The organism is Pseudomonas sp. AS2.8 (assembly GCF_014190935.1).
Lineage (GTDB): Bacteria > Pseudomonadota > Gammaproteobacteria > Pseudomonadales > Pseudomonadaceae > Chryseomonas.
The window spans coordinates 129,048-154,589 of the sequence record NZ_JACHVV010000004.1 but is presented as its reverse complement, the minus strand read 5'-3'; the positions used below and the strand labels follow the sequence as shown (position 1 = coordinate 154,589).

Sequence of the window (25,542 nt, the reverse complement as noted above, 5' to 3'; positions counted from 1 at the left end):
GCATCGGCCCAGGTGTTGGTGCCTCTTTCCCTGCGTTCAGCCGTGCGTCGCTCCAGGCCCTGCTGACGGTTTCACGAGCTACCAGCCCTAGCGGCTATCCCTGGTCAGGCGCTCTTTCGTTATACTTGTCGGTCAGCCGCCGTTTCTGCCCTGGATGTCCGCATGTTCGAGAATCTCACAGACCGCCTGTCCCAAAGCCTGCGCCACATCACCGGCAAGGCCAAGCTCACCGAAGACAACATCAAGGACACCCTGCGCGAGGTGCGCATGGCGCTGCTCGAGGCGGACGTCGCCCTGCCGGTGGTCAAGGAGTTCGTCAACCGGGTCAAGGAGCGGGCGGTCGGCACCGAGGTGTCCAAGAGCCTGACCCCGGGTCAGGCCTTCGTGAAGATCGTGCGCGCCGAGCTCGAAGCCATCATGGGCGCGGCCAACGAAGACCTGGCGCTCAACGTCGCGCCGCCGGCGGTCATCCTCATGGCCGGCCTGCAGGGCGCGGGCAAGACCACCACCGCGGGCAAGCTGGCGCGCTTCCTCAAGGAGCGCAAGAAGAAGACCGTCATGGTCGTCTCCGCCGACGTCTACCGCCCGGCCGCCATCAAGCAGTTGGAAACCCTGGCCGGGGAGGTGGGGGTCACCTTCTTCCCCTCCGACATCAGCCAGAAGCCGGTGGAGATCGCCCAGGCCGCCATCCGCGAAGCCAAGCTCAAGTTCATCGACGTGGTCATCGTCGACACCGCCGGCCGCCTGCACATCGATAGCGAGATGATGGCGGAGATCCAGCAGGTCCATGCCGCTACCAAACCGGCCGAGACCCTGTTCGTGGTCGACGCCATGACCGGTCAGGACGCCGCCAACACCGCCAAGGCCTTCAACGACGCCCTGCCGCTCACCGGCGTGATCCTGACCAAGGTCGACGGCGATGCCCGGGGCGGTGCCGCCCTGTCGGTCCGCCACATCACCGGCAAGCCGATCAAGTTCATCGGCATGGGCGAGAAGAGCGAAGCCCTCGATCCCTTCCACCCCGATCGCGTCGCCTCGCGCATCCTCGGCATGGGCGATGTCCTCTCGCTGATCGAGCAGGCCGAGCAGACCCTGGATCGCGAAAAGGCCGACAAGCTGGCCAAGAAGCTCAAGAAGGGCAAGGGCTTCGATCTCGAAGACTTCCGCGACCAGCTGCGCCAGATGAAGAACATGGGCGGCCTGGGTTCGCTGATGGACAAGCTGCCGACCATGATGGGCGGCATGAACATCCAGCAGATGGGCAATGCCCAGGGCGCCGCGGAAAAGCATTTCAAGCAGATGGAAGCCATCATCGACTCCATGACCCCGGCCGAGCGCCGCGATCCGGAGTTGATCAGCGGCTCGCGCAAGAAGCGTATCGCCCTGGGTTCCGGTACCCAGGTGCAGGACGTCGGCCGCCTCATCAAGCAGCACAAGCAGATGCAGAAGATGATGAAGAAGGTCACCGCCAAGGGCGGCATGGCCAAGATGATGCGCGGCATGGGCAGCATGTTCCCCGGTGGCGGCATGCCCAAGATGTGATTTTCCGGTGCCGCCCGTCGCCAGATGGTCGGTGCCGGCAAGGGCTCTGCGAGGGGCGTCGGTACCAGTGCTGACGCGTCTTCGCGAGCGACGGGACTCCGCTGTCGGAGTCTCCAGGCTGCCGCGATACCCAGGGCACCGTTTAAAGCCATTGGCAAACCGGGTGACAGCCCTTAGAATATGCGGCCTTTCGGGCCATGTGGCCCAGTGTGCCCACAGCTACAAGCACCGACTACAGGAACGAAGTTCAATGGTAACCATCCGTCTAGCCCGTGGCGGCTCCAAGAAGCGCCCCTTCTACCACCTGACCGTGACCAACAGCCGCAATGCGCGCGATGGTCGTTTCGTCGAGCGCATCGGTTTCTTCAATCCGGTGGCCAGCGGCGCCGAAATCCGTCTGTCGGTGGACCAAGAGCGTGCCAGCTACTGGCTGTCGCAGGGCGCCCAGCCGTCCGAGCGCGTCGCTCAGCTGCTCAAGAGCGCTCAGGCTACCGCCTGAAGACCATGAGTACGCCGACCTCCGCCCCCGACCTGGTGGTCCTGGGCAAGATAGTTTCGGTCTTCGGCGTACGCGGCGAGCTCAAGATCTACTCCTTTACCGATCCGCTCGACAATCTGCTGGACTATCGGACCTGGACGCTAAGGCGCGAAGGCGAGACCCGGCAGGTCAAGGTGCTCGGCGGTCGGTTGCACGGCAAGGTCCTGACGGTACGGCTGCAGGGCCTGGACGATCGCGAAGAAGCCCGCCTGATGGCTGGTTTCGAGATCTGCGTGCCGCGCAGCGAATTGCCCCAGCTGGGCGCCGGTGACTACTACTGGCATCAGTTGGAAGGTCTCAAGGTGATCAATCGCGAAGGCCAGTGGCTGGGTGTGGTGGATCATCTGCTGGAGACCGGGGCCAACGACGTCATGGTGGTCATGCCCTGTGCCGGCAGCCTCGACGATCGTGAGCGTCTGTTGCCTTATCTGCCCGACCAGTACGTGCTGGCGGTGGATCTGGCCAAGGGCGAGATGCAGGTCGACTGGGACGCGGATTTCTGATCCATGCGTATCGATGTCATCAGCATCTTTCCCGAGATGTTCGAAGCCGTGAGCGCCTATGGCGTGAGTGGTCGCGCGATGAAGCAGGGGCTCCTGGAGCTGACCTGCTACAACCCGCGCAGCTATACCGAGGATCGCCACCAGACCGTGGACGACCGGCCCTTTGGCGGTGGTCCCGGCATGGTCATGAAGATCCAGCCACTGGAGCGCGCCCTGGCCGATGCCAGGGGTGATTCGGCGGCGAAGGTGATCTACCTGTCCCCCCAGGGTCGCAAGCTCGACCAGGCGGCGGTACGGGAACTGGCGCAGGAGGAACATCTGATCCTCATCGCCGGGCGTTACGAAGGCATCGACGAGCGTTTCATCGAGACGCACGTGGATGAAGAATGGTCGATTGGCGACTATGTGCTGTCCGGCGGTGAATTGCCGGCCATGGTGCTGATCGATGGGGTCACGCGACTGCTGCCCGGAGCCTTGGGGCATGTGGATTCCGCCGAGCAGGACTCGTTTACCGACGGCCTGCTCGATTGCCCGCACTACACCCGACCCGAGGTGTACGAGGGCCGTCGCGTACCCGACGTGTTGCTCAGTGGTAACCACGAGCATATCCGGCGCTGGCGCTTGCAGCAGTCCCTGGGACGCACTGCGGAGCGACGCGCCGATCTTCTGGATGGCCGCTCGCTTTCTGGGGAAGAGCAGAACCTGTTGGCGGAATATCTCCGTCAGCGGAACGATAGTTAGGTATCGATGGCGGGCCGCGGCCTGTCTTAGGAGCAGAGTGACATGACCAACAAAATCATTGCCCAGATCGAAGCTGAGCAGATGAACAAAGAAATCCCGGCGTTCGCCCCCGGCGACACCGTGATTGTCCAGGTTAAGGTGAAGGAAGGCGACCGTCAGCGTCTGCAGGCCTTCGAAGGCGTGGTGATCGGCAAGCGTAACCGCGGCCTGAACAGCGCCTTCACCGTACGCAAGATCTCCAACGGCGTTGGTGTCGAGCGTACCTTCCAGACCTACAGCCCGCTGGTCGACAGCCTGAGCGTCAAGCGTCGCGGTGACGTGCGCAAGGCCAAGCTGTACTACCTGCGCGAACTGTCCGGCAAGGCTGCCCGCATCAAGGAAAAGCTTTCCTGATCGCGGCGTGACCAGAAAAAAGCAGCTTCGGCTGCTTTTTTCGTTTCTAAGAGCCCAGTCAAAATCTCGCGAGCTAGAGACAAACAAGGCGAAGCTGGCTGAGGAAGCGGGCCGGGCTCGCGTGCGAGTTTACAACTGGTAAATGAGCATTCCGACGGGGCTGGCCTTCCAGGCCGGCTTCAACGACGTTTGGCCGACGCGCAGCAGATTTTGAGTAGGCTCTGAGGTTCGAGGTAAGCAATGACGACCCGCGAAGCGGAAATCCAGCGGCGCACCGCGCTGTCGGAAACCCGGGTGGCCAAGGCGGTCTTCCCGCCCACCACCAATCATCACGACACCCTGTTCGGCGGCACCGCCCTGGCCTGGATGGACGAGGTGTCCTTCATCACCGCGACGCGCTTCTGCCGCAAACCGCTGGTCACGGTCTCTACCGACCGGATCGATTTCAACCATCCCATTCCCGCCGGCTCCATCGTCGAGCTGATCGGCCGGGTGGTGAAGGTCGGGAACACCAGCATCAAGGTGCAGGTGGAGGTCTTCGTCGAAGGCATGCTGGCGGAAGGGCGCGAGCGCGCCATCAACGGCGCCTTCAGCTTTGTCGCCGTCGATGACGAGGGCAAGCCGACGCCGGTCCTGCCCGGATTCGCCGCGTGAGCGCCGAGCGGCTGATCGAGGAATTCCTCGACGCCCTGTGGCTGGAAAAGGGGCTGTCGCCCCATACCCGCAACGCCTATCGCACCGACCTGCTGGCCTTCGCCCGGTGGCTGGAGGGCAGGGGGCTGACCCTGGAGACGGTCGGCCGCGACGCCGTGCTCGATCACCTCGGCTGGCGCCTGAGCGAGGGTTACCAGGCGCGTTCCACGGCGCGCTTCCTCTCCGGTCTGCGCAGCTTCTACAAGTATGCCGTGCGCGAGGGGCGACTGGCCGAGGATCCGACGCTGCTGGTGAGCATGCCGCAGCTGGGCGCACCGCTGCCCAAGAGTCTGTCCGAGGCGGATGTGGAAGCCCTGCTCGCCGCGCCGGATACCGAGGACAGTCTCGGCCTGCGCGACCGCACCATGCTCGAGGTGCTCTATGCCACCGGCCTGCGGGTGACCGAGCTGATCAGCCTGACCCTGGACGAGATCAATCTGCGCGAGGGTTCGCTGCGGGTCTTCGGCAAGGGCAGCAAGGAGCGGCTGATCCCCCTGGGCGAAGAGGCCATCGCCTGGCTGGAAGACTATCTGAAGACCGCGCGTCCGCTGCTGCTGGGCGGCCAGCCCGGCGATATCCTCTTTCCCAGCCAGCGGGGCACGCCCATGACCCGGCAGACCTTCTGGCATCGCATCAAGCTGCATGCCCAGGTGGCCGGCATCCGCACCTCGCTGTCGCCGCACACCCTGAGGCACGCCTTCGCCACCCATCTGCTCAATCACGGCGCGGACCTGCGCACGGTGCAGATGCTGCTCGGCCATACCAGCCTGTCCACCACCCAGATCTACACCCACGTCGCCCGCGTGCGGCTGCAGCAACTGCACGCCCAGCACCATCCGCGCGGGTAGGGCGGTGTTTCAGAAGTTCGCGCAAGAATTGGCGAGTGATTTTTGTTCGGTTCGGCGTTTCGACTGAGCTAGGCGCCGGGACGAGTCATAGCAGGGCTATGGCGAGGAGCGGCAACACCGCTCAGGGACCAAAAGCGCCGCCAAAATTGCGTAGACACTTCTGAAGCCCCGCCCTGGGGCGGGACCGCCGTAGCCGGCAGGTCTGTGGTAGGCTTGCCGGCGTCTCAACAGGAGTCAAACATGCGTATTTCCCAACTGTTGCTCGCCGCTTGCCTGGGGCTCGGCGTGCAACTGGCTCAGGCCGAACCTGAGCAGGCCATTCGCCAGAGCCTGACCGCGCTGCAACCCAATCTCGCCATCGAGTCCATCGCCAAGAGTCCGCTGGAAGGCCTCTACCAGGTCCAGCTCAAGGGCGGCCGCGTGCTCTATGCCAGCGGCGATGGCCAGTTCGTCATGCAGGGCTATCTGTATCAGGTCAAGGACGGCAAGGCTTCCAACCTGACCGAGAAGGCCGAGAACGTCGCCGTGGCGCGGCAGATCAATGGCCTCGATCGCAACCAGATGATCGTCTATCCCGCCCAGGGCGAGACCAAGGCGCACATCACCGTCTTCACCGACACCACCTGCCCCTATTGCCAGAAGCTGCACGCCGAGGTGCCCGAGCTGAACAAGCGCGGCATCGAGGTGCGCTACCTGGCTTTCCCGCGCCAGGGCATGGGCTCGCCGGGCTCCAAACAGCTGGAGGCGGTGTGGTGCGCCAAGGACAAGCCGGCGGCGCTGAACCAGATGTTCACCGGCCGTGAGGTCAAGTCCGAGAGCTGCCAGAATCCGGTCGCCCAGCAATTCGCGCTGGGGCAGAACATGGGCATCCAGGGCACGCCGGCGATCATTCTCGCCGATGGCCAGATGATCCCGGGCTACCAGCCGGCCGACCAGCTGGCGGAAGCGGCAATCGGCGCCCGCTAGGCGCCTCAATCAGAGCTATGAACGGGGCCGCGGAGCGGTCCCACACGACATGGGGATAAGGGTGTGAAGCCGGTCAAAGTAGGCATCTGTGGTCTGGGTACCGTGGGCAGCGGGACCTTCAACGTACTCAAGCGCAACGCCGAGGAAATCGCCCGGCGCGCCGGGCGGGGTATCGAGGTGGCGCAGATTGCCCAGCGCCGGCCCAATCCCCAGTGCGACACCGGCAGCACGCCGATCACCGCCGATGTCCTGGCGGTGGCCGACAATCCCGAGATCGACGTGGTGGTGGAGCTGATCGGTGGCTACACCCTGGCCCGCGAACTGGTGCTGCGCGCCATCGCCAACGGCAAGCACGTGGTCACCGCCAACAAGGCGCTGATCGCCGTGCACGGCAACGAGATCTTCGCCAAGGCGCGCGAGCAGGGCGTGATCGTCGCGTTCGAGGCCTCGGTGGCCGGCGGCATCCCGGTGATCAAGGCGCTGCGCGAAGGCCTGGCCGCCAACCGCATCAACTGGGTGGCCGGCATCATCAACGGCACCGGCAACTTCATCCTCTCCGAGATGCGCGAGAAGGGTCGCACCTTTCCCGATGTCCTGGCCGAAGCCCAGGCGCTGGGCTATGCCGAGGCCGATCCGACCTTTGACGTCGAAGGCATCGATGCCGCCCATAAGCTGACCATCCTGGCCTCCATCGCCTTCGGCATCCCGCTGCAATTCGACAAGGCCTACACCGAGGGCATCACCCGCCTGACCACCGCCGATGTCGGCTACGCCGAGGCGCTGGGCTATCGCATCAAGCACCTGGGCGTGGCGCGCAGCACCGACCAGGGCATCGAGCTGCGGGTACACCCGACGCTGATCCCGGCCGATCGCCTGATCGCCAACGTCAATGGAGTGATGAACGCGGTGATGGTCAATGGCGATGCCGTCGGCTCGACGCTGTTCTACGGCGCCGGTGCCGGACAGGAGCCGACCGCCTCGGCGGTGGTGGCCGACCTGGTGGACGTGGTGCGCGCCATGACCTCGGATCCGGAGAATCGCGTGCCGCACCTGGCCTTCCAGCCCGATGCGCTGTCCGACCATCCGGTGCTGTCGATCGAGGCCTGCGAGAGTGCCTACTATCTGCGCATCCAGGCCAAGGATCACCCGGGCGTGCTGGCCCAGGTGGCGAGCATCCTCTCGGCGCGCGGCATCAACATCGAGTCCATCATGCAGAAGGAAGCCGAGGAACATGACGGCCTGGTGCCCATGATCCTGCTGACCCATCGCGTGACCGAGCGCCACATGGTCGAGGCCATCACCGCGCTGGAAGCCCTGGACGATGTCGTCGGCGATGTCGTCCGCATCCGCGTCGAGCACCTGAACTGAGCAGCCTGGCGGCGCCCGGCGCCGCCGTCTTTCCCGAGGTCGAGTCATGCGTTACATCAGTACCCGCGGCCAGGCGCCCGCGCTGAATTTCGAAGAAGTGCTGCTGGCGGGTCTCGCCAGCGATGGCGGTCTCTACGTACCTGAGAACCTGCCGCGCTTTTCCCTGGAGGAGATCGCCTCCTGGGCCGGTCTGCCCTACCACGAGCTGGCCTTCCGGGTGATGAAGCCCTTCGTCGCCGGCTCCATCGCCGATGCCGAATTCAAGGCCATCCTGGAAGAGACCTACGCCGGTTTCGCCCATGGCTCGATCGCCCCGCTGCGTCAACTAGACGCCAACGAGTGGGTGCTGGAGCTGTTCCACGGCCCGACCCTGGCCTTCAAGGACTTCGCCCTGCAACTGCTGGGACGGCTGCTCGACCATGTGCTGGCCAAGCGCGGCGAGCGCGTGGTGATCATGGGCGCCACCTCCGGCGACACCGGCTCGGCGGCCATCGAAGGCTGCAAGCGCTGCGAGAACGTGGACATCTTCATCCTGCATCCGCACCAGCGGGTGTCGGAAGTGCAGCGCCGGCAGATGACCACGCTGCTGGGTGACAACATCCACAACATCGCCATCGAAGGCAACTTCGACGACTGCCAGGAGATGGTCAAGGCCAGCTTCGCCGACCAGGGCTTCCTCAAGGGCACCCCGCTGGTGGCGGTCAACTCGATCAACTGGGCGCGGATCATGGCCCAGATCGTCTACTACTTCCATGCGGCCCTGCAGCTGGGCGCCCCGGCGCGCTCCATCGCCTTCTCGGTGCCCACCGGCAACTTCGGCGACATCTTCGCCGGCTACCTGGCGCGCAACATGGGTCTGCCGGTGAGCCAGCTGGTGGTGGCCACCAACCGCAACGACATCCTGCACCGCTTCATGTCCGGCAACCGCTACGACAAGCAGCAGCTGGAAGCCACGCTGTCGCCGTCCATGGACATCATGGTCTCGTCCAACTTCGAGCGCCTGCTGTTCGATCTGCACGGTCGCGATGGCCTGGCCCTGGCCGAGCTGATGGCGAACTTCCGCAGCAGCGGCACCCTGACGGTGGCCGACGATCGCTGGACCGAAGCGCGCAAGCTGTTCGACTCCCTCGCCGTGAGCGACGAGGAGACCTGCGCCACCATCGCCGAGGTTTATGCCGCCACCGGCGAGGTGCTGGATCCGCACACCGCCATCGGCGTGCGCGCCGCTCGCGAATGCCGGCGCAGCCTAGCCACGCCCATGGTGGTGCTGGGTACCGCGCACCCGGTGAAATTCCCCGAAGCGGTGGAAAAGGCCGGCATCGGCGCGACCCTAAGCCTACCGACCCACCTGGCCGACCTGCTGCAACGCGAAGAGCGCTGCACCGTGCTGCCCAACGACCTCGCCGCCGTCCAGGCCTTCGTCAGCCGCCACGGCAAGCGTGGTCAGCCGCTGTAAGGTGGTAGCAATCCGTGTTGGGCTTCGCTGCGCTCAACCCAACCTACGCGGATCTGTAGGTTGGGTTGAGACGGCTCCCTCGTCGAAGCCCGACACGGCGGACTCCAGCCGTCCCTGTCGGGCCAGCCCAACCCGCGGATCCGCGGTCCCAAGCCTGCCGATCTTTTCCGGTACAATGCCCGGCTTTCCCTGCCGGTGACCCGCCCATGGCTCTGCAAGCCACGCCCTACAAAGTCGAACTCAACCTCACCGACCTGGATCGCGGGGTCTACGAGAATCTGCGCCTGACCGTGGCGCGGCATCCCTCCGAGACCGAGGAGCGAATGGCGGTGCGGTTGCTGGCCTATGTGCTCTGGTACAACGAGCAGCTGGCCTTCGGCCGCGGCCTGTCCGACGTCGACGAGCCGGCGCTGTGGGAAAAGAGCCTCGACGGTCGGGTGCTGCACTGGATCGAAGTCGGCCAGCCCGATGCCGACCGCCTGACCTGGTGTAGCCGCCGCACCGAGCGCACCAGCCTGCTGGCCTACGGCAACCTGCGCGTCTGGCAGACCAAGGTGGTGGACGCGGTCAGGACGCTGAAGAATCTGCACATCGCCGCGGTCCCCGCCGAGCCGCTCGCCGAGCTGGCCCGCGATCTGCCGCGCAGCATTTCCTGGCAGGTGATGATCAGCGAAGGCACCCTGTTCGTCACCGACGACCGTGGTCAGCACGAATTGCAGCTGGAATGGCTGCTGGGCGAACGTTGATGCGCCTGGAGCCCCGTCCGCTGCCGGCGGTGTTGCCCGACCTGGGCGACCTGCCGCCGCTGCTCACCCGGCTCTATGCAGCGCGCGGCGTGACCTTGCCGGAAGAACTCGACAAGGGCCTGGCGCGGCTGGTGCCCTATCACCAGCTCAAGGGCATCGAGGCGGCGGTGGAGCTGCTGGCGCGCGCCCTGGAAGAGCGCCGGCGCATCCTCATCGTCGGCGATTTCGATGCCGATGGCGCCACCGCCAGCGCCGTGGGCGTGCTGGCCCTGCGGCGCCTGGGCGCGGCCTGGGTCGACTACCTGGTGCCCAATCGCTTCGAATACGGCTACGGCCTGACGCCCGAGATCGTCGCCGTGGCCCTGCAGCGCGAACCCGAGGTGCTGCTCACCGTCGACAACGGCATCTCCAGTCTGGACGGCGTGGCCGCGGCCAAGGCGGCCGGGCTGCAGGTGGTCATCACCGACCACCACCTGCCGGGCGCCGAATTGCCCGCCGCCGATGCCATCGTCAATCCGAATCAGCCGGCCTGCGCCTTTCCCAGCAAATGCATCGCCGGGGTCGGGGTGATCTTCTATGTGATGCTGGCCCTGCGCAGTCGCCTGCGCGAGAACGGCTGGTTCGCCCGTCAGGGGCTGGCCGAGCCCAATCTGGCCGAGCTGCTGGATCTGGTGGCCCTCGGCAGCGTCGCCGACGTGGTGCCGCTGGACGCCAACAACCGCATCCTGGTGCACCAGGGGCTGATGCGTATCCGCGCGGGAAGGGCGCGACCGGGGCTCAAGGCGCTGCTGGAAGTGGCCGGGCGCCAGCCGGGCAAGGTGGCCTCCAGCGACCTCGGGTTCATCCTCGGCCCACGGCTCAACGCGGCGGGGCGCCTGGACGACATGTCCATCGGCATTGAGTTGCTGCTCTGCGAAGACCCGCAGCTGGCGCAGGAATACGCCCAGCAGCTGGACGACTTCAACAAGGATCGCAAGAGCATCGAGCAGGGCATGCAGCGCGAGGCGCTCAAGCAGCTCAAGGAATTGCCGGAAGACAATCTGCCCTTCGGTCTCTGCCTGTTCGACCCGGAGTGGCACCAGGGCGTGATCGGCATCCTTGCCTCGCGCCTCAAGGAAAAGTATCACCGCCCGGCGCTGGCCTTCGCCGACGACGGCAGTGGCAACGGCATGCTCAAGGGCTCGGCGCGCTCGGTGCCCGGGCTGCACATTCGCGATGCCCTGGACGCGGTGGCGACCCGTCATCCGGGACTCATCACCAAGTTCGGCGGTCACGCCATGGCTGCCGGCCTCAGCCTGCCCCAGGCGCACTACGAGACCTTTGCCAGCGCCTTCGATGCCGAGGTGCGCCGCCATCTGCAGGCCGAGGATCTCAGCGGGCGCCTGCAGACCGATGGCTGCCTGGCCCCTACCGAATTCCAGCTCGGCCTGGCCCAGGCCCTGCGCCAGGCCGGTCCCTGGGGCCAGCAGTTCCCCGAGCCGCTGTTCCACGGCACCTTCGAGATTCTCTCTCAGCGCCTGCTCAAGGAGCGGCACCTCAAGCTGACCCTGCGCAGCGAGCAGGGCGGTCCGGAGCTGGACGGCATCGCCTTCAACATCGATCGCGACACCTGGCCCGATCCCAACATCCGCTGGGCCGAACTGGCCTACCGGCTGGACGTGAACGAATTCCGCGGCAACGAGAGCGTGCAGTTGCTGGTGGTGCACCTGTCACCGCGTTAGGGCTCGCCTGAAAAGTCGCCGAGCGAAGGTCAGGCAAGGCAAAAATCAGCGAGGAAGCGGAGTTTACGAAAGGTAAATGAGCATTCCGAGCTGATTTTTAACGCAGCATCACCGAGCGCAGGCACTTTTCAGACGAGTCCTGTCGGATCGGCGATCTATTCTGGTTGGTAGCACTCCAATACCGTGCATCCCGACTAGACGAGGTCCGCCATGAGTCTCCTGTTCCAGCCCCTGACCCTGCGTCAGCTGACCCTGCCCAATCGCGTGGTGGTCTCCCCGATGTGCCAGTATTCCAGCGAAGACGGCTTCGCCAACGACTGGCACCTGGTCCACCTCGGCAGTCGTGCCACCGGCGGCGCCGGTCTGGTGATCTTCGAAGCCACCGCCGTCACCCCCGACGGGCGTATCACGCCCCAGGACCTGGGGCTGTGGAAGGACGAGCAGATCGAGCCCTTGCGGCGCATCACCCAGTTCATCGAGGGGCAGGGCAGTGTCGCCGGGGTCCAGCTGGCCCATGCCGGCCGCAAGGCCAGTACCTGGCAGCCCTGGGCCGGCAAGCACGGCAGCGTGCCCATCGCCGAAGGCGGCTGGGTGCCGGTGGCGCCCTCGGCCATCGCCTTCGATCCCCAGCACACCCGGCCCACGGCGGTGGATCGCGACGACATCGCCAGCATTCGCCGGGCCTTCGTGGACACCGCCGAACGTGCCCTGGCGGCCGGCTTCAAGGTGGCCGAGATCCATGCCGCCCACGGCTATCTGCTGCACCAGTTCCTCTCGCCGCTCTCCAACCGCCGCGAAGACGACTACGGCGGCAATTTCGAAAATCGCATCCGCCTGCTGCTGGAAGTGACCGCCGACGTGCGGGCGGTCTGGCCGCAGGAGTTGCCGCTGTTCGTGCGGGTCTCGGCTACCGACTGGGTGGAAGACGGCTGGGACGTTGATGAGACGGTGGAGCTGGCACGCCGGCTGAAAACCCTGGGCGTCGACCTGATCGACGTCTCCTCCGGTGGTACCGCCGCCCAGGCCGACATCCCCACCGGCCCCGGCTACCAGACCCAGTTCGCCGAGCGGGTCCGCAAGGAAGCCGGGATTCCCAGTGGCGCGGTGGGCATGATCACCGATGCCGCCCAGGCCGAACACGTGCTGCGCACCGGCCAGGCCGATCTGGTGCTGCTGGCCCGCGAGCTGCTGCGCGATCCCTACTGGCCGCTGAATGCCGCCGAGGCCCTGCGCGAAAAGGTCTCCTGGCCGCCGCAGTACGTGCGCGCCGCGCACCGCGATACGCCGCTGCGCAAACCGTTCGGGGTGGAGTGACAAGAGCAGGTGCGGGCTTTCCGTTGGAGAGCCCGGTGCTGCTGCACTCACTGGCGGTAGATCCATTCCAGTCCGGGATAGTCGGCGAAGGCGCTGGGTAGCAGGTAGTCGCCATGAAAGAGCGGCAGGTCAAGGCGCGTCCAGCTTGGTGCGAAGCCCGGCATGTGGCGTCCGATGACCTCGGCCAGCAGGCTGGTGCAATAGCGATGGGGCGCGTTGCGGGCGTCCAGCAGAAAGGGCTTACCTTGCTGGGTACTCAGGTCTTGAGCGATCTTTGCTCGTAGTGCTTCGTTCAGAAAGCCCGGCCGGGCGATGGCGAAATGCTGCGCCCGGTGGGGCTGGAGGAAGTCTGCCAGGGTGCTAAGCAGGACCTGGTCAGGATGTTGCGGATCATCATCTGTCGTCGCATGGCCGATGAGCACCCCCGGGCTTGTCGCCACCACCATTCCAACGTGCGAATAGGCACCGCCGCTGGCCTCGCGGATCAGCACGCTGTCCATGGAAGTGCCCAGGCGAAACAGCCAGTCACCCACCGCCAGGGGCGGCAGGCTGGCGGGATCGAACGCCGGGTAGTGGAGGGGCGCTGGACGCTGCGCAACCAGGGTGAGCAGCAGCAAGGCCCACGCTAGCAGGCGTACGGCAGAAGGCCTGGCCATCAGGCGTCGATCAGAGACGTACTTTCCAGCCGTTCTCACCCTTCACCAGGCGGAGTTGTTCCTGGCGTTTCGGAGCGTCAGCATTCTTGAAGGTGACCGTGGCCGCGGTAGTGGCCAGGGTCTTTTCCGGATTGTATTCCGCCTTGGCGACGTCGATGGAGGCCAGGCCACCGAGGCTTGCGGTCTTGCGTGCATTTTCCGCGAGCTGGCCCTTCAACTTGCCGCGAACCATGTCTTCCATGCCGGGCCGAGCGTTCTTGGGGATCTCGATAAGCTTGAAGGCCTGCTCGGGCTCGTTCTTGTAGACGGCTTCGAGAAAGCTGCGACTGACGTCTTCGGGGGTATCGCTACCTGAGCAGGCAGCGAGCATCAGGGTAGCGGCGAGCAGGAGGAGCAGGTGCTTGAACGACGGCATGCGACGATCCTTGTCTGGAGGGAATCCTCAGTCTAGGAGCGATCGCGCAGGTTGTCAGGCCGCGTTATCGTGGGTGTGAGCCATTCGAGCCGCTGCGTTGACGCCCGGCGGAAAAGCGCCGCGGCCGTGCCCGTCCTATGGCTTGGCCGGGCGCAGCATCGCCTCCAGGGCGTCGCTGTCGTAGTAGTCGCCCAGGTACCAGATACGGCCGTCGCGGATCTTCATGATGCTGGCGCCACGGATCTTCACCGGTTGCTTGCCGGTGGCGGTGACGCTGTTGCCGGTCAGTTCCCATTCGAAGGCGATGCTGCGCGGGCCGATGACCGGCTTGTGCACCATCTTCACCTGCAGGTCCGGTACCGCCTTGAGGGTGACCTTGACGATCCTGTCGCGGGCCTGGGTGCGGCTGGTTTCGGTGGTGGCGGCGCCACTGTCGAAATACTGCACCTTGGGATCGAGCAGGGCGCTGGCGGCCTCGGCATCGTGATCGTTCCAGGCATCGAGATAGCGATTGGCGATGAGGCGCGCGTCCTCGGCGGCGGCCTGAACCTGGCCGGCGGTGAGGGCGAGCGAAAGCGCGAACAGCACAGCCAGACGCGAGCGCATGGGGTGTCTCCGGCAACTGCAGGGGGAAGGCGCAAGAGTAGCGCCGTGGGTGGCCCGCGGTCAGCAATATTTTGTATCGGCCGGCTGGTCGAGACGGCGATCCCGGCAACATCCGGTAAGCAGGTGCCGGGAGCCGGACGGGGTGGTCAGCGGTCCCAAGAAGCTGAATCCTGACTATGAGGAGGTCGTCCATGAACACCCGCGGTTTGCTTGATCAATTGCTCAAGGCGGGCCAGCAGGCCCTGGCCAAGAAGACCGGCCACTCGGCCCCACGACCCGGCACGGCGTCGACCGGCAAGGATCCCCTGGGCGGTCTGCTCTCCGGACTGGGCAACAGCGGCCTGGCGGCCGGTGCCCTGACCGCCCTGCTGGGCAGCAAGCGCGGTCGCGCCATGGGGGGCAAGGCGGTCGGCTATGGTGGTCTGGCGGCGCTCGGCATGGTGGCCTACAAGGCCTATCAGTCCTGGCAGGCCAATCAGGCCCAGGGGACGGCGGCCGAGCCCCGTACCGTGGATCGGGTACCGGAACACGAAGCCGAGGCCCATGGCCGGGCGGTGCTGATCGCCCTGATCGCGGCGGCCAAGGCCGATGGTCATGTCGATGACCAGGAGCGCCAGGCCATCGAGGCCGAGATGACCAAGCTGGACAACGATCCCGAGTTGCGCAGCTGGCTGCAGCGCGAACTGGAGCAGCCGCTGGATCCAGCCAAGGTCGCCGCCGCGGCGGAAACGCCCGAGATGGCCGCCGAGATGTACCTGGCCAGCCTGATGCTGATCGACGATCAGCAATACATGGAAAAGGCCTATCTGGACGAGCTGGCGCGCCAGCTGCGCCTGGAGCCCGGCCTGCGCGCCGAGCTGGAGCGTGAGGCCGCGGCGGTCTGACGGCTAGGCGAGCGGGCGTTCCTCGCCCAGCAGGACGCTCCGCTCCGCCGCGCAGAGGTGCAGCAGGAAATCCCAGACCACGCGCAGGCGCGCGGAGCGGTGCAATTCCCGGTGGGTCGAGATCCAGTACTCACGGGTAAAGGACCGCTCCGGAAGCACGCCTTCCAGGGGCGTGCCCTGACCTACCAGGTAGCAGGGCAGCACCGCGATGCCGATACCGGCGCAGGCGGCTTCGCGCTGGGCGATGACGCTGGTGCTGCGAAAGACGATGCGCGGCTCGGGGCAGAGCCCCTGGATGAATTGCAGTTCACGGGTGTACAGCAGGTCGTCGACGTAACCGATGAAGGTCTGTTCACCGAGGTCGGCTTCGGCGTCCAGCGCCGGTGCCCGATCCAGGTAGGCGCGACTGGCATAGAACCTCAGGCGATAGGGCGTCAGCCGCCGGCCGATCAGGCCTTCGGCGGTGGGTCTTTCAAGGGTGATGGCGATGTCCGCCTCGCGGTTGGTGACGCTGACGAAGCGCGGCACCGACACCAGCTCCACTTCCAGCCCCGGATAGTCGCGCAGCAGCGCGCCCAGGCGCTGGGCGAGAAAACCGGTGCCCAGGCCCTCGGTCACCCCGACCCGTACCTGGCCCAGCGGATTGAGTCGCTGAGTCACTGCCTCCTGGGCCAGCAGTGCGGCTTCTTCCATCGCCTGGGCGTGCGCCAGCAGGGCCTGACCGGCCGGGGTGAGCTGGTAGCCGCTGGCCTGTTGCACCAGCAGCTGGCTGCCCAGGGCGCGTTCCAGGGCCTCCAGGTGGCGGGCGACGGTGGCGTGACTGACGCCCAGGCTGCGGGCGGCGGTGAGCAGGCGGCCATGGCGCTGGACCTCCAGAAAAACCCGCAGATCGTTCCAGTCGAACATCCCTTTTCCTCGTCTAGGCCTGTCTGTCCGGCCGCGTGCTGGGCACTGTTCAGAAATGCACAGCCGTTGCCCGTTTTCTGCGACTGTTGTTCGCGGATGACGACACTAGGATAGGGACCACAACAACAAAAAAGCGAGGGAACGTCATGCCCGGTCCTGCTGCGGAATATGACTTCATCATCGTCGGCGCCGGTCCGGCCGGCTGTCTGCTGGCCAATCGACTGTCCGCCGATCCGGCCCATCGCGTGCTGCTGCTGGAAGCCGGCGGCCGCGACAACCATCCCTGGATCCACATCCCCGTCGGCTATCTGTTCTGCATCGGCAATCCACGCACCGACTGGTGCTTCAAGACCGAGGTGGAAGCGGGCCTGGGTGGTCGCGCGCTCAACTATCCACGCGGCCGGGTGCTGGGCGGCTGCTCGTCCATCAACGGCATGATCTACATGCGCGGCCAGGCCCGCGACTATGACGGCTGGGCCGCCGCCGGCAATCCCGGCTGGGGCTGGCAGGACGTACTGCCGCTGTTCAAGCGCATGGAAGATCACTGCGACGGCGACTCGGCCTACCATGGCGCCGGTGGCGAATGGCGGGTCGAGCGGCAGCGCCTGCACTGGACGCTGCTCGATGCCTTTCGCAGCGCCGCGAACGAGACCGGCATCGCGCCGGTGGAAGACTTCAACACCGGTGACAACGAAGGCTGCGGCTACTTCCAGGTCAATCAGCGCAATGGCGTGCGCTGGAATGCCGCCAAGGCCTTTCTCAAGCCGATCCGCCAGCGCGCCAATCTCGAGGTGCTGACCGGTGTGCAGGTGGAACGGGTGCTGCTGGAGGAGGGCAGGGCACGGGCGGTGCTGGCGCGGCTGCCCGGTCAGGCCGAGCCCCAGCGCATGGTGGCGCGGCGGGAGATCGTGCTCTGCGCCGGCGCCATCGGCTCGCCGACCCTGTTGCAGCGCTCCGGCATCGGGCCGCGCGGTCTGCTCGAAGGCCTGGGCATCGGCGTCCAGCACCGGCTGGAAGGGGTGGGCGGCAATCTGCAGGATCACCTGCAACTGCGCCTCATCTATCGGGTACACGGCGTGCCGACCCTCAATGCCCTGGCCGGCAGTCTCTGGGGCAAGCTGGGCATGGGCCTGGAATACCTCTGCAAGCGCAGTGGTCCCCTGGCCATGGCGCCGAGCCAGCTGGGCGCCTTCGCCCGCTCCGATCCGGCGCAGCCTTCGGCCAATCTGCAATACCACGTGCAGCCGCTGTCGCTGGAGCGCTTCGGCGAGCCGCTGCACGGCTTTCCCGCCTTTACCGCCTCGGTGTGCAACCTGCGTCCGGCCAGTCGCGGCCAGGTGGCCATCCGCAGCGCCGACCCGCTGGCCGCGCCGCTGATCCAGCCGCGATATCTCAGCGCGCCGGAAGACCTCAGGGTGGCCGCCGATGCCATCCGCCTGACCCGGCGCATCGTCGCCGCCCCGGCCCTGGCCGCCTATCGGCCCGAGGAATACCTGCCGGGGCCGGCCTACCAGAGCGAAGCGGAGTTGCAGCAGGCCGCCGGCGCCATAGGCACCACCATCTTCCATCCGTCCGGCACCTGCCGCATGGGCCAGGACGCCGACGCCGTGGTCGATGCGCGCCTGCGGGTGCATGGCATTCCGGGGCTGCGGGTGGCCGATGCTTCCATCATGCCGACCCTGGTCTCGGGCAACAGCTGCTCGCCGACCCTGATGATCGCCGAGCAGGCGGCCACCTTCATGCTGGCCGAGGCCCGCGAGCAGGGCAGCCACACGTTGCCCGCTGCGATCGCCCGGGCCAGCGCGGTCTCGGTCGCCTAGTTTCGCCTGCCTGGTTTCATCCGACGGCGGGGCCTCCCGCCGTTTCCACCGTAGTAGCTGTCGCCCATAACAACAATCAGCCCGGCGATCCCGGGTCAGGAGAACGTGCGATGTCCGACTATGCCCAACCCCGGGTACAACCCAGCGCGGCCAGCAATCGCCGCGAAGAACGCAAGGTGATCTTCGCCTCGTCCCTGGGGACCGTCTTCGAGTGGTATGACTTCTTTCTCTACGGCGCCCTGGCGGCGGTGATCAGCAAGCAGTTCTTTGCCGGCGTCAACGACACCACCGCCTTCATCTTCGCCCTGCTGGCCTTTGCCGCCGGCTTCGTGGTACGGCCCTTCGGCGCCCTGCTGTTCGGACGCCTGGGCGATCTGGTCGGCCGCAAGTACACCTTTCTCGCCACCATCATCCTCATGGGCATCGCCACCTTCGGCGTCGGCCTGCTGCCCACCTACGCCAGCATCGGCGTGGCCGCGCCCATCATCCTGGTGGTGCTGCGCCTGCTGCAGGGCCTGGCCCTGGGCGGGGAATACGGCGGCGCCGCCACCTACATCGCCGAGCACGCGCCGCCCGGCAAGCGCGGCGCCCATACCAGCTGGCTGCAATCCACCGCCACCCTGGGGCTGTTGCTGTCGCTGGTGGTGATCCTGGTCTGCCGCTACCTGACCGGCGACCAGTTCGAGGTCTGGGGCTGGCGCCTGCCGTTCCTGCTGTCGATCTTCCTGCTGGCCATCTCCACCTGGATCCGCATGTCCATGCACGAATCGCCGGCCTTCCTGCGCATGAAGGCCGAGGGCAAGCAGAGCAAGGCGCCGATCCGCGATTCCTTCACCAATTGGAGCAACCTCAAGGTGGTGCTGATCGCGCTGTTCAGCATCAATGGCGGCCAGGCGGTGACCTTCTACCTGTCGCAGTTCTATGTGATGTTCTTTCTTACCCAGACCCTCAAGCTCGATCCGGTGCTGGCCAACAACCTGCTGATCATCAGCGTGATCCTCGGCGCACCCTTCTTCGTCATCGCCGGCTGGCTGTCGGACCGGGTCGGGCGCAAGCCGATCCTGATGCTGGGCCTGCTGCTGGCCACGGTGCTCTACTTTCCGCTGTTCAAGGCCCTGACCCACTACGCCAATCCGCAGATCTACCAGGCCAGCCAGCAGGCGCCCATCGTGGTGACCGCCGATCCGGCCACCTGCACCTTCCAGTTCGATCCGGTGGGCAAGGCGCGCTTCGACAGTCCCTGCGACCGGGTCAAGACGCTGCTGGCCAAGAGCGGGCTGCCCTACCGCAGCGTGGCGGCGGCACCGGGGGACGCGGTGCAGGTCAACGTCGGCGACAAGGTCATCGTCGGCTTCGACGAGCCGGCCCTGCGCGCGGCGGTACAGGCCGCCGGCTATCCGGCCAAGGCCGATGCGGCCCAGGTCAACAAGCCGATGGTGGTGGCGGTGATCTTCGCCCTGATCCTCATCGCCACCCTCTGCTACGGCCCCCTGGCGGCGCTGATGGTGGAGCTGTTCCCCACGCGCATCCGCTACACCTCCATGTCGCTGCCGTACCACATCGGCAACGGCTGGTTCGGCGGCTTCCTGCCGACGGTGTCCTTTGCCCTGGTGGTCTATACCGGCGACATCTTCTACGGCCTCTGGTACCCGGTGCTGGTGACCGGTGTCAGCCTGGTGGTGGGGCTGCTGTGCCTGCCGGAAACCCGCCACCGCGATCTCGACGCCGATTGAGCTCCCGCCGGCGGCGAATCCCCGTCGCACTCTGAGTTTCGCCGCCGATTGGGTTATACTCGCGAGCTTTTCCACAGCTTTTCTCGCGAGTGTTTCCCCCATGGAAATCAACCCGATCGTCACCAGCATCAAGGACCTCTCCAGCCGCACCGAGACCATTCGGGGGTATCTTTGACTACGATCTGAAGAAGGATCGTCTGGTCGAAGTCGAGCGCGAGCTCGAAGACCCCGCTGTCTGGAACAAGCCCGAGTACGCCCAGAATCTTGGCCGCGAGCGCGCCCTGCTGGCCCAGGTGGTCGGTACCCTGGACGAGCTGAACGGCGGCCTGGCCGATGCCACCGACCTGCTGGAAATGGCGGCCGAAGAGGAAGATCAGGCCGCCGTCGATGACGTGGCGGCCGAAGTGGAGCGCCTGCGCGGCATCCTCGAGAAGCTGGAATTCCGCCGCATGTTCAGCGGCGAGATGGACCCGAACAACTGCTACCTGGATATCCAGGCCGGCTCCGGCGGCACCGAGGCCCAGGACTGGGCCAACATGCTGCTGCGCATGTACCTGCGCTGGGCCGACCAGCACGGCTTCAGCGCCGAGATCGTCGAATTATCGGAAGGCGAGGTCGCCGGCATCAAGGGCGCCACCGTGCACATCAAGGGCGAATACGCCTTCGGCTGGCTGCGTACCGAGATCGGCGTGCACCGCCTGGTGCGCAAGAGTCCCTTCGACTCGGGCAACCGTCGCCACACCTCCTTTACCGCGGTGTTCGTCTCGCCCGAGATCGATGACAACATCGACATCGAGATCAACCCCTCGGATCTGCGCGTCGACACCTACCGCTCCTCGGGCGCCGGCGGTCAGCACGTGAACACCACCGACTCCGCAGTGCGGATCACCCACGTGCCCACCAACACCGTGGTGGCCTGCCAGAACGAACGCTCCCAGCACGCCAACAAGGACACCGCCATGAAGATGCTGCGGGCCAAGTTGTACGAACTGGAGATGCAGAAGCGCAACGCCGCGTCCCAGGCCCTGGAAGACTCCAAGTCCGATATCGGCTGGGGCCACCAGATCCGCTCCTATGTGCTCGACGCCTCGCGGATCAAGGATCTGCGCACCGGCGTGGAACGCAGCGACTGCGACAAGGTGCTCGACGGCGATCTGGACGAATACCTCGAAGCCAGCCTCAAGCAGGGCGTCTAATCCTTCTTTGGCCGGTCGCCTGCCGGGCGCCGGCCCGCAATACCCTTCCCCAGGTAAACAGCAGACATGAGCGAACAACCCCTAGATCCCCAAGCCCAGGAACAGGAAGACAACAAGCTGATCGCCCAGCGCAAGGAAAAGCTTTCCGCGCTGCGCGACCAGCAGGCCATTCCCTTCCCCAACGACTTCCGCCGCGACAGCCTGGCCGGTGACCTGCAGCAGCAGTACGCCGACAAGACCAAGGAAGAGCTGGAAGCCGCAGGCATCAAGGTCAAGGTGGCCGGGCGCATCATGCTCAACCGCGGCGCCTTCATGGTGCTGCAGGACGGAAGCGGTCGCATCCAGGTCTACGTCGACCGCAAGACCCTGCCGGCGGAAACCCTGGAAGCGGTCAAGAGCTGGGACCTGGGCGACATCATCGCCACCGAAGGCACCCTGGCCCGCTCCGGCAAGGGCGATCTCTACGTCAACATGAGCGACGTGCGCCTGCTGACCAAGTCGCTGCGCCCGCTGCCCGACAAGCACCACGGCCTGACCGACACCGAGCTGCGCTATCGCCAGCGCTATGTCGACCTGATCGTCAACGAAGAGGTGCGCCAGACCTTCCGCGTACGCTCCCAGGTCATCGCCCACATCCGCCGCTTCCTCATGGAGCGGGGTTTCCTCGAAGTGGAAACTCCCATGCTGCAGACCATTCCCGGCGGCGCCGCGGCCAAGCCCTTCGAGACCCACCACAACGCCCTGGACCTGGCCATGTTCCTGCGCATCGCGCCGGAGCTGTACCTCAAGCGCCTGGTGGTCGGTGGCTTCGAGAAGGTCTTCGAGATCAACCGCAACTTCCGCAACGAAGGCGTCTCGACCCGGCACAACCCCGAGTTCACCATGCTCGAGTTCTACCAGGCCTACGCCGACTACCACGACAACATGGACCTCACCGAGGAACTGTTCCGCGAACTGGCCATGGCCGTGCTCGGCAGCACCGACGTGCCCTACGGCGACAAGGTCTTCCACTTCGGCGAGCCCTTCGTGCGCCTGTCGGTGTACGACTCCATCCTCAAGTACAACCCGGACATCACCGCGGCAGACCTGCAGGACGTCGAGAAGGCCCGCGCCATCGCCAAGAAGGCCGGCGCCAAGGTGCTCGGCCACGAAGGCCTGGGCAAGCTGCAGGTGATGATTTTCGAGGAGCTGGTGGAGAGCAAGCTGGAGCAGCCGCACTTCATCACCGAGTACCCCTTCGAGGTCTCGCCGCTGGCGCGTCGCAACGACGACAACCCCAGCGTCACCGACCGCTTCGAGCTGTTCATCGGTGGCCGCGAGATCGCCAATGCCTACTCCGAGCTCAACGACGCCGAAGACCAGGCCGAGCGCTTCATGCTGCAGGTCCAGGAAAAGGACGCCGGTGACGACGAGGCCATGCACTACGACGCCGACTTCATCAACGCCCTGGAATACGGCATGCCGCCCACCGCCGGCGAAGGCATCGGCATCGACCGCCTGGTGATGCTGCTGACCAACTCGCCGTCGATCCGCGACGTCATCCTCTTCCCGCACATGCGTCCGCAATAAGCGTCGCGCCCCTGTCCGGGGGCGCCGCTGGCTCCTGCCGACTCGGGGCTCTGTCATCAAAGGTTCATCCGGACCTGCTAACAGAGCCCTGATGTCGCGTTCCCTCCGCAGGTAGCCATGACCAACACCCTGATCCCCCTGCATCCGGCCGCTGAACGGCTGGGGCTGCTCTACGCCTACCATTTCACCTCGGGCCAGCCGGGCCGCGCCCTGACCATGGCGCCGGAAGATCCCTGGGAAGCGGAAGAGGGCGGTTTTCGCTGGCTGCACTTCAACCTGGCCCACGCCGCCGCCGAGCGCTGGATGCGCGAGCACCTGGGGTTGCCCGAGGAATTCTTCGAATCCCTGCACGCCGGTTCCCACTCGACCCGGCTGGAGCCGGCCGACGACACCCTGCTCGGGGTGGTGAACGACGTGACCCTGGCCTACGGCCAGGTCTCGGTGGACGTCGCCACCCTCTGGGCCTGCGCCCTTCCCGGGCTGCTGGTGACCGCCCGGGCCCAGCCGTTGCGCTCGGTGGATCGCCTGCGCCATGCGGTACGTCGCGGCGAGGGCTTCGGCTCGACCCTGGAACTGCTGGTGCACCTCTTGCGCGACCAGGCCGATGTGCTCACCGGCATCATCCGCGACACCACGGTCAAGGTCGATGCCATCGAGGATCGCCTGCTGTCCCAGCGGCTGTCCGCCAGTCGCGCCGAACTGGGCGGCCTGCGGCGCGCCCTGGTGCGGCTGCAGCGGCTGCTGGCGCTGGAACCGGGTTCCTTGCTGCGCCTGCTCAACCGGCCTCCGGCCTGGCTGCGGCGCGATGACATCCAGACCCTGCGCGAGGCCACCGAGGAATTCGACCGGGTGCTGGACGACCTCGCCGCCCTGGTGGAGCGGCTCAAGCTGCTGCAGGAAGAGATCGCCGCCGCCTCCGCCGAGCAGACCAACCGCACTCTGTTCACCCTGACCCTGGTCACGGTGCTGGCCCTGCCGATCAACATCATCGCCGGTTTCTTCGGCATGAACGTCGGTGGCATCCCGCTCTCCGACTCGCCCCATGGTTTCTGGATCCTGGTGGCGCTGGTGGCGACCTTCACGGTGCTGGCCGGCAGCCTGGCCTTTCGCAAGCGAGGCGACTGACCGGCTGCGTGCAACCCCCAGGCGTGCGTCGCGGTCTCTAGGATAGCCCCCCACTGGAGACCACGATGGACTTCAAGGACTATTACGAGGTGCTCGGCGTCGCCCCCGACGTCGACGACAAGACCCTCAAGACCGCCTATCGCAAGCTGGCGCGCAAGTACCACCCCGACGTGAGCAAGGAGGCCGATGCCGAGGCCCGCTTCAAGGAGGTGGCCGAGGCCTATGACGTCCTGCGTGATCCGCACAAGCGGGCGGAATACGACCAGGTACGCCTCTACCAGCAGCAGGGCGAACGCTTCCAGGTGCCGCCGGACTGGCAGCCGGGCTCCGGTGCCGACTACAGCGATCCCCATGCCGGTTTCGGCGAGGACTATTCCGACTTCTTCGAGTCCCTGTTCGGCGCTGCCGGGCGTTCCCAGCACGGCGGTTTCGCTCGCCGTGGCCGCGATATCGAACTGGAGCTGCCGTTGTTTCTCGAAGAGAGCCAGGCCGGCAGCACCAAGCCGCTGAGTTTCAGCCTGCCGCAACGCGATGAACTGGGCCGTCGCGTGGGCGAAACCACCAAGACACTCAACGTCAAGATTCCCGCCGGCAGCGCCGACGGCGAGCGCATCCGCCTGAAAGGTCAGGGCGAGCCGGGCCTCGGCGGCGCCGAGGCGGGGGACCTCTATCTGGTCATCCGCCTGGTGCCCCATCCGCTGTTCGACGTGGATGGCCAGGACTTGGTGGTCAGCGTACCGCTCGCCCCCTGGGAAGCCGCGTTGGGCGCCAAGGTGCAGGTGCCGACGCTGGATGGGCAGATCATGCTCAGTATCCCGCCCGGCAGCCAGAACGGTGCGCGGTTGCGGGTGCGCGGCAAGGGCCTGGTCGGCAAGGCCGGGCAGGGCGATCTGCATGCCCTGCTCAAGGTGGTGATGCCACCCAGGGGCGATGAGGAAACCCAGGCGCTGTGGCGCCAACTGGCCGAGCGGGCGGCCTTCGATCCCCGCCGCGACTGGAGGAGAGTCTGATGAGCAGTCTGATCGTCCTGCAGGAATTCTGCGTGCTCTGCGAGGTGAGCGAGCCGGTGGTGGTGGAGATCGTCGAGCACGGCATCCTGGCGCCACAGCGGGGCAAGCGCCCGGCCGAGTGGCACTTCGATACCGGCGCCCTGCATCGCGCCCGCCGCGCCGTGCGCCTGAGGCGCGAACTAGAACTGGACTGGCCCGCCACGGCCCTGGCCCTGCACCTGCTGGATGAGGTGGAAGAGCTGCGCCGCGAAAACCAGCGCCTGCGGCGGCGCCTGGAGCGCTTCGCCGGCGAGCTGCGCGACGTCTGACCGGCCGCGTAGGTTGGGTTGAGACGGCTCTATCGTCGAAGCCCAACGGTCCGTATCGCATCGGATTGTTGGGATTCGCTGCGCTCAGCCCAACCTACGGAATCAAGCACCCTATCGCGGCAGTGTGTAGGGTGGAAAACCGCGCAGCGTTTTCCGCGCGGGTCGCTATTTGCAGGGTAGTGGAAAAGGCTGCGCCGTTTTCCACGCTACGGGCTGGAGCGTTTCGCAGGCGAGCTGCGCGCCGTCTGACCGGCCGCGTAGATTGGGTTGAGACGGCTCCACCGGCGAAGCCCAACGGTCCGTATCGCATCGGGTTGTTGGGCTTCGCTGCGCTCAACCCAACCTACGGAATCAAGCAGCCCAGCGCTGCCATGTCGGCAATCTGTAGGGTGGAAAACCGCGCAGCGTTTTCCACGCGGGTCGCCTATTCGCAGGGCAGTGGAAAAGGCTGCGCCGTTTTCCACGCTACGGGACTGGAGCGTTTC

The 25,542-nt window shown here is 66.0% G+C and carries 25 protein-coding genes; 21 read left to right on the top strand and 4 right to left on the bottom strand.

Going from position 1 to position 25,542, the window contains the following annotated elements; translation table 11 throughout:
* Nucleotides 1-162 precede the first annotated feature (162 nt).
* The 13 genes from ffh (at nucleotide 163) to FHR73_RS17345 (ending at nucleotide 12,829) form a co-directional block, all read left to right on the top strand.
* Nucleotides 163-1,542 (top strand): signal recognition particle protein, encoded by a 1,380-nt coding sequence (ffh, locus tag FHR73_RS17405; protein WP_007160953.1) that lies wholly within the window; start codon nucleotides 163-165, stop codon nucleotides 1,540-1,542.
* A 250-nt stretch (nucleotides 1,543-1,792) separates the two neighbouring features.
* On the top strand, nucleotides 1,793-2,041 hold the full coding sequence (gene rpsP, locus FHR73_RS17400) for a 30S ribosomal protein S16 (protein ID WP_017640797.1): 249 nt from the start codon (nucleotides 1,793-1,795) through the stop codon (nucleotides 2,039-2,041).
* A gap of 5 nt (nucleotides 2,042-2,046) precedes the next feature.
* A complete protein-coding gene (rimM, locus tag FHR73_RS17395) occupies nucleotides 2,047-2,583 on the top strand; it encodes a ribosome maturation factor RimM (protein ID WP_064307868.1) in 537 nt (178 codons plus the stop codon).
* A 3-nt stretch (nucleotides 2,584-2,586) separates the two neighbouring features.
* Complete coding sequence (gene trmD / locus FHR73_RS17390) at nucleotides 2,587-3,324, top strand: tRNA (guanosine(37)-N1)-methyltransferase TrmD (RefSeq protein WP_133862626.1); 738 nt, start codon at nucleotides 2,587-2,589, stop codon at nucleotides 3,322-3,324.
* Between the two features lie 42 nt (nucleotides 3,325-3,366).
* On the top strand, nucleotides 3,367-3,717 hold the full coding sequence (gene rplS / locus FHR73_RS17385; RefSeq protein ID WP_007160957.1) for a 50S ribosomal protein L19: 351 nt from the start codon (nucleotides 3,367-3,369) through the stop codon (nucleotides 3,715-3,717).
* A 240-nt stretch (nucleotides 3,718-3,957) separates the two neighbouring features.
* Nucleotides 3,958-4,371, top strand: coding sequence for an acyl-CoA thioesterase (locus FHR73_RS17380; RefSeq protein ID WP_007160958.1), 414 nt, complete (start codon nucleotides 3,958-3,960; stop codon nucleotides 4,369-4,371).
* Complete coding sequence (xerD, locus tag FHR73_RS17375) at nucleotides 4,368-5,258, top strand: site-specific tyrosine recombinase XerD (protein ID WP_183632946.1); 891 nt, start codon at nucleotides 4,368-4,370, stop codon at nucleotides 5,256-5,258. The genes FHR73_RS17380 and xerD overlap by 4 nt, the downstream gene beginning before the upstream one ends.
* 240 nt (nucleotides 5,259-5,498) lie before the next feature.
* The gene (locus tag FHR73_RS17370) at nucleotides 5,499-6,224 is read left to right on the top strand and encodes a thioredoxin fold domain-containing protein (protein WP_007160960.1); all 726 of its coding nucleotides are present in this window, start codon (nucleotides 5,499-5,501) and stop codon (nucleotides 6,222-6,224) included.
* A gap of 63 nt (nucleotides 6,225-6,287) precedes the next feature.
* Nucleotides 6,288-7,592: a homoserine dehydrogenase gene (locus tag FHR73_RS17365; protein ID WP_027600220.1), complete on the top strand. Its 1,305-nt coding sequence runs from the start codon at nucleotides 6,288-6,290 to the stop codon at nucleotides 7,590-7,592.
* Between the two features lie 46 nt (nucleotides 7,593-7,638).
* Nucleotides 7,639-9,048 (top strand): threonine synthase, encoded by a 1,410-nt coding sequence (gene thrC, locus FHR73_RS17360; RefSeq protein WP_183632944.1) that lies wholly within the window; start codon nucleotides 7,639-7,641, stop codon nucleotides 9,046-9,048.
* Nucleotides 9,049-9,254: 206 nt separating this feature from the next.
* The gene (locus FHR73_RS17355) at nucleotides 9,255-9,794 is read left to right on the top strand and encodes a YaeQ family protein (protein WP_133862621.1); all 540 of its coding nucleotides are present in this window, start codon (nucleotides 9,255-9,257) and stop codon (nucleotides 9,792-9,794) included.
* A complete protein-coding gene (recJ, locus tag FHR73_RS17350; protein ID WP_183632942.1) occupies nucleotides 9,794-11,515 on the top strand; it encodes a single-stranded-DNA-specific exonuclease RecJ in 1,722 nt (573 codons plus the stop codon). Before FHR73_RS17355 ends, recJ begins: the two co-directional genes overlap by 1 nt.
* Before the next feature lie 210 nt (nucleotides 11,516-11,725).
* A complete protein-coding gene (locus FHR73_RS17345; protein WP_183632941.1) occupies nucleotides 11,726-12,829 on the top strand; it encodes an NADH:flavin oxidoreductase/NADH oxidase in 1,104 nt (367 codons plus the stop codon).
* Nucleotides 12,830-12,876: 47 nt separating this feature from the next.
* Here FHR73_RS17345 and FHR73_RS17340 read toward each other — a convergent pair whose 3' ends face one another.
* From FHR73_RS17340 to FHR73_RS17330, 3 genes are all read right to left on the bottom strand, one after another.
* Nucleotides 12,877-13,485 carry a hypothetical protein gene (locus FHR73_RS17340; protein ID WP_183632940.1) on the bottom strand — a complete coding sequence of 203 codons (609 nt, stop codon included), beginning with the start codon at nucleotides 13,483-13,485 and terminating at the stop codon, nucleotides 12,877-12,879.
* Between the two features lie 10 nt (nucleotides 13,486-13,495).
* Complete coding sequence (locus FHR73_RS17335) at nucleotides 13,496-13,900, bottom strand: DUF4878 domain-containing protein (protein ID WP_183632939.1); 405 nt, start codon at nucleotides 13,898-13,900, stop codon at nucleotides 13,496-13,498.
* A 135-nt stretch (nucleotides 13,901-14,035) separates the two neighbouring features.
* Nucleotides 14,036-14,506, bottom strand: coding sequence for a nuclear transport factor 2 family protein (locus tag FHR73_RS17330; RefSeq protein WP_183632938.1), 471 nt, complete (start codon nucleotides 14,504-14,506; stop codon nucleotides 14,036-14,038).
* Between the two features lie 191 nt (nucleotides 14,507-14,697).
* Here FHR73_RS17330 and FHR73_RS17325 point away from each other — a divergent pair, with 191 nt between their 5' ends.
* Nucleotides 14,698-15,390 carry a tellurite resistance TerB family protein gene (locus FHR73_RS17325; RefSeq protein WP_183632937.1) on the top strand — a complete coding sequence of 231 codons (693 nt, stop codon included), beginning with the start codon at nucleotides 14,698-14,700 and terminating at the stop codon, nucleotides 15,388-15,390.
* A gap of 3 nt (nucleotides 15,391-15,393) precedes the next feature.
* Here the strand turns inward: FHR73_RS17325 and FHR73_RS17320 are convergent, their stop codons facing one another.
* Nucleotides 15,394-16,296, bottom strand: coding sequence for a LysR family transcriptional regulator (locus tag FHR73_RS17320; protein WP_183632936.1), 903 nt, complete (start codon nucleotides 16,294-16,296; stop codon nucleotides 15,394-15,396).
* A gap of 146 nt (nucleotides 16,297-16,442) precedes the next feature.
* Here FHR73_RS17320 and FHR73_RS17315 point away from each other — a divergent pair, with 146 nt between their 5' ends.
* The 7 genes from FHR73_RS17315 to FHR73_RS17285 all read left to right on the top strand — a co-directional run bounded on the left by FHR73_RS17315 (nucleotide 16,443) and on the right by FHR73_RS17285 (nucleotide 25,057).
* Nucleotides 16,443-18,116 (top strand): GMC family oxidoreductase, encoded by a 1,674-nt coding sequence (locus FHR73_RS17315; RefSeq protein ID WP_183632934.1) that lies wholly within the window; start codon nucleotides 16,443-16,445, stop codon nucleotides 18,114-18,116.
* A gap of 110 nt (nucleotides 18,117-18,226) precedes the next feature.
* Nucleotides 18,227-19,849, top strand: a complete 1,623-nt coding sequence (locus FHR73_RS17310; RefSeq protein ID WP_183632932.1) for an MFS transporter — start codon at nucleotides 18,227-18,229, stop codon at nucleotides 19,847-19,849.
* Between the two features lie 100 nt (nucleotides 19,850-19,949).
* Nucleotides 19,950-21,045 (top strand): peptide chain release factor 2 gene (gene prfB, locus FHR73_RS17305; protein ID WP_183632930.1). Its coding sequence is split into 2 segments (ribosomal slippage): nucleotides 19,950-20,021 and nucleotides 20,023-21,045, totalling 1,095 coding nucleotides; the frame shifts between segments, so codons are not numbered across the junction.
* 66 nt (nucleotides 21,046-21,111) lie between these two features.
* Nucleotides 21,112-22,614 carry a lysine--tRNA ligase gene (lysS, locus tag FHR73_RS17300; protein WP_183632928.1) on the top strand — a complete coding sequence of 501 codons (1,503 nt, stop codon included), beginning with the start codon at nucleotides 21,112-21,114 and terminating at the stop codon, nucleotides 22,612-22,614.
* A gap of 117 nt (nucleotides 22,615-22,731) precedes the next feature.
* Entirely contained in the window at nucleotides 22,732-23,739 is a 1,008-nt protein-coding gene (locus FHR73_RS17295) for a transporter (RefSeq protein ID WP_183632927.1), read from the top strand.
* A 65-nt stretch (nucleotides 23,740-23,804) separates the two neighbouring features.
* Nucleotides 23,805-24,749 carry a curved DNA-binding protein gene (gene cbpA, locus FHR73_RS17290; protein WP_183632926.1) on the top strand — a complete coding sequence of 315 codons (945 nt, stop codon included), beginning with the start codon at nucleotides 23,805-23,807 and terminating at the stop codon, nucleotides 24,747-24,749.
* Complete coding sequence (locus tag FHR73_RS17285) at nucleotides 24,749-25,057, top strand: chaperone modulator CbpM (protein WP_183632925.1); 309 nt, start codon at nucleotides 24,749-24,751, stop codon at nucleotides 25,055-25,057. The genes cbpA and FHR73_RS17285 overlap by 1 nt, the downstream gene beginning before the upstream one ends.
* The last annotated feature ends 485 nt before the right edge of the window (nucleotides 25,058-25,542 follow it).

What these genes read in the sequence shown, in the direction of transcription:
- cbpA (WP_183632926.1), top strand. Translation starts at nt 23,805, where the DNA reads ATGGACTTCAAGGACTATTACGAGGTGCTCGGCGTCGCCCCCGACGTC.
- FHR73_RS17380 (WP_007160958.1), top strand. Translation starts at nt 3,958, where the DNA reads ATGACGACCCGCGAAGCGGAAATCCAGCGGCGCACCGCGCTGTCGGAA.
- FHR73_RS17330 (WP_183632938.1), bottom strand. Translation starts at nt 14,506, where the DNA reads ATGCGCTCGCGTCTGGCTGTGCTGTTCGCGCTTTCGCTCGCCCTCACC.
- FHR73_RS17325 (WP_183632937.1), top strand. Translation starts at nt 14,698, where the DNA reads ATGAACACCCGCGGTTTGCTTGATCAATTGCTCAAGGCGGGCCAGCAG.
- rplS (WP_007160957.1), top strand. Translation starts at nt 3,367, where the DNA reads ATGACCAACAAAATCATTGCCCAGATCGAAGCTGAGCAGATGAACAAA.
- recJ (WP_183632942.1), top strand. Translation starts at nt 9,794, where the DNA reads ATGCGCCTGGAGCCCCGTCCGCTGCCGGCGGTGTTGCCCGACCTGGGC.
- FHR73_RS17310 (WP_183632932.1), top strand. Translation starts at nt 18,227, where the DNA reads ATGTCCGACTATGCCCAACCCCGGGTACAACCCAGCGCGGCCAGCAAT.
- FHR73_RS17355 (WP_133862621.1), top strand. Translation starts at nt 9,255, where the DNA reads ATGGCTCTGCAAGCCACGCCCTACAAAGTCGAACTCAACCTCACCGAC.
- rimM (WP_064307868.1), top strand. Translation starts at nt 2,047, where the DNA reads ATGAGTACGCCGACCTCCGCCCCCGACCTGGTGGTCCTGGGCAAGATA.
- trmD (WP_133862626.1), top strand. Translation starts at nt 2,587, where the DNA reads ATGCGTATCGATGTCATCAGCATCTTTCCCGAGATGTTCGAAGCCGTG.
- FHR73_RS17340 (WP_183632940.1), bottom strand. Translation starts at nt 13,485, where the DNA reads ATGGCCAGGCCTTCTGCCGTACGCCTGCTAGCGTGGGCCTTGCTGCTG.
- rpsP (WP_017640797.1), top strand. Translation starts at nt 1,793, where the DNA reads ATGGTAACCATCCGTCTAGCCCGTGGCGGCTCCAAGAAGCGCCCCTTC.
- FHR73_RS17320 (WP_183632936.1), bottom strand. Translation starts at nt 16,296, where the DNA reads ATGTTCGACTGGAACGATCTGCGGGTTTTTCTGGAGGTCCAGCGCCAT.
- lysS (WP_183632928.1), top strand. Translation starts at nt 21,112, where the DNA reads ATGAGCGAACAACCCCTAGATCCCCAAGCCCAGGAACAGGAAGACAAC.
- FHR73_RS17285 (WP_183632925.1), top strand. Translation starts at nt 24,749, where the DNA reads ATGAGCAGTCTGATCGTCCTGCAGGAATTCTGCGTGCTCTGCGAGGTG.
- FHR73_RS17345 (WP_183632941.1), top strand. Translation starts at nt 11,726, where the DNA reads ATGAGTCTCCTGTTCCAGCCCCTGACCCTGCGTCAGCTGACCCTGCCC.
- FHR73_RS17295 (WP_183632927.1), top strand. Translation starts at nt 22,732, where the DNA reads ATGACCAACACCCTGATCCCCCTGCATCCGGCCGCTGAACGGCTGGGG.
- FHR73_RS17335 (WP_183632939.1), bottom strand. Translation starts at nt 13,900, where the DNA reads ATGCCGTCGTTCAAGCACCTGCTCCTCCTGCTCGCCGCTACCCTGATG.
- FHR73_RS17315 (WP_183632934.1), top strand. Translation starts at nt 16,443, where the DNA reads ATGCCCGGTCCTGCTGCGGAATATGACTTCATCATCGTCGGCGCCGGT.
- thrC (WP_183632944.1), top strand. Translation starts at nt 7,639, where the DNA reads ATGCGTTACATCAGTACCCGCGGCCAGGCGCCCGCGCTGAATTTCGAA.
- FHR73_RS17370 (WP_007160960.1), top strand. Translation starts at nt 5,499, where the DNA reads ATGCGTATTTCCCAACTGTTGCTCGCCGCTTGCCTGGGGCTCGGCGTG.
- ffh (WP_007160953.1), top strand. Translation starts at nt 163, where the DNA reads ATGTTCGAGAATCTCACAGACCGCCTGTCCCAAAGCCTGCGCCACATC.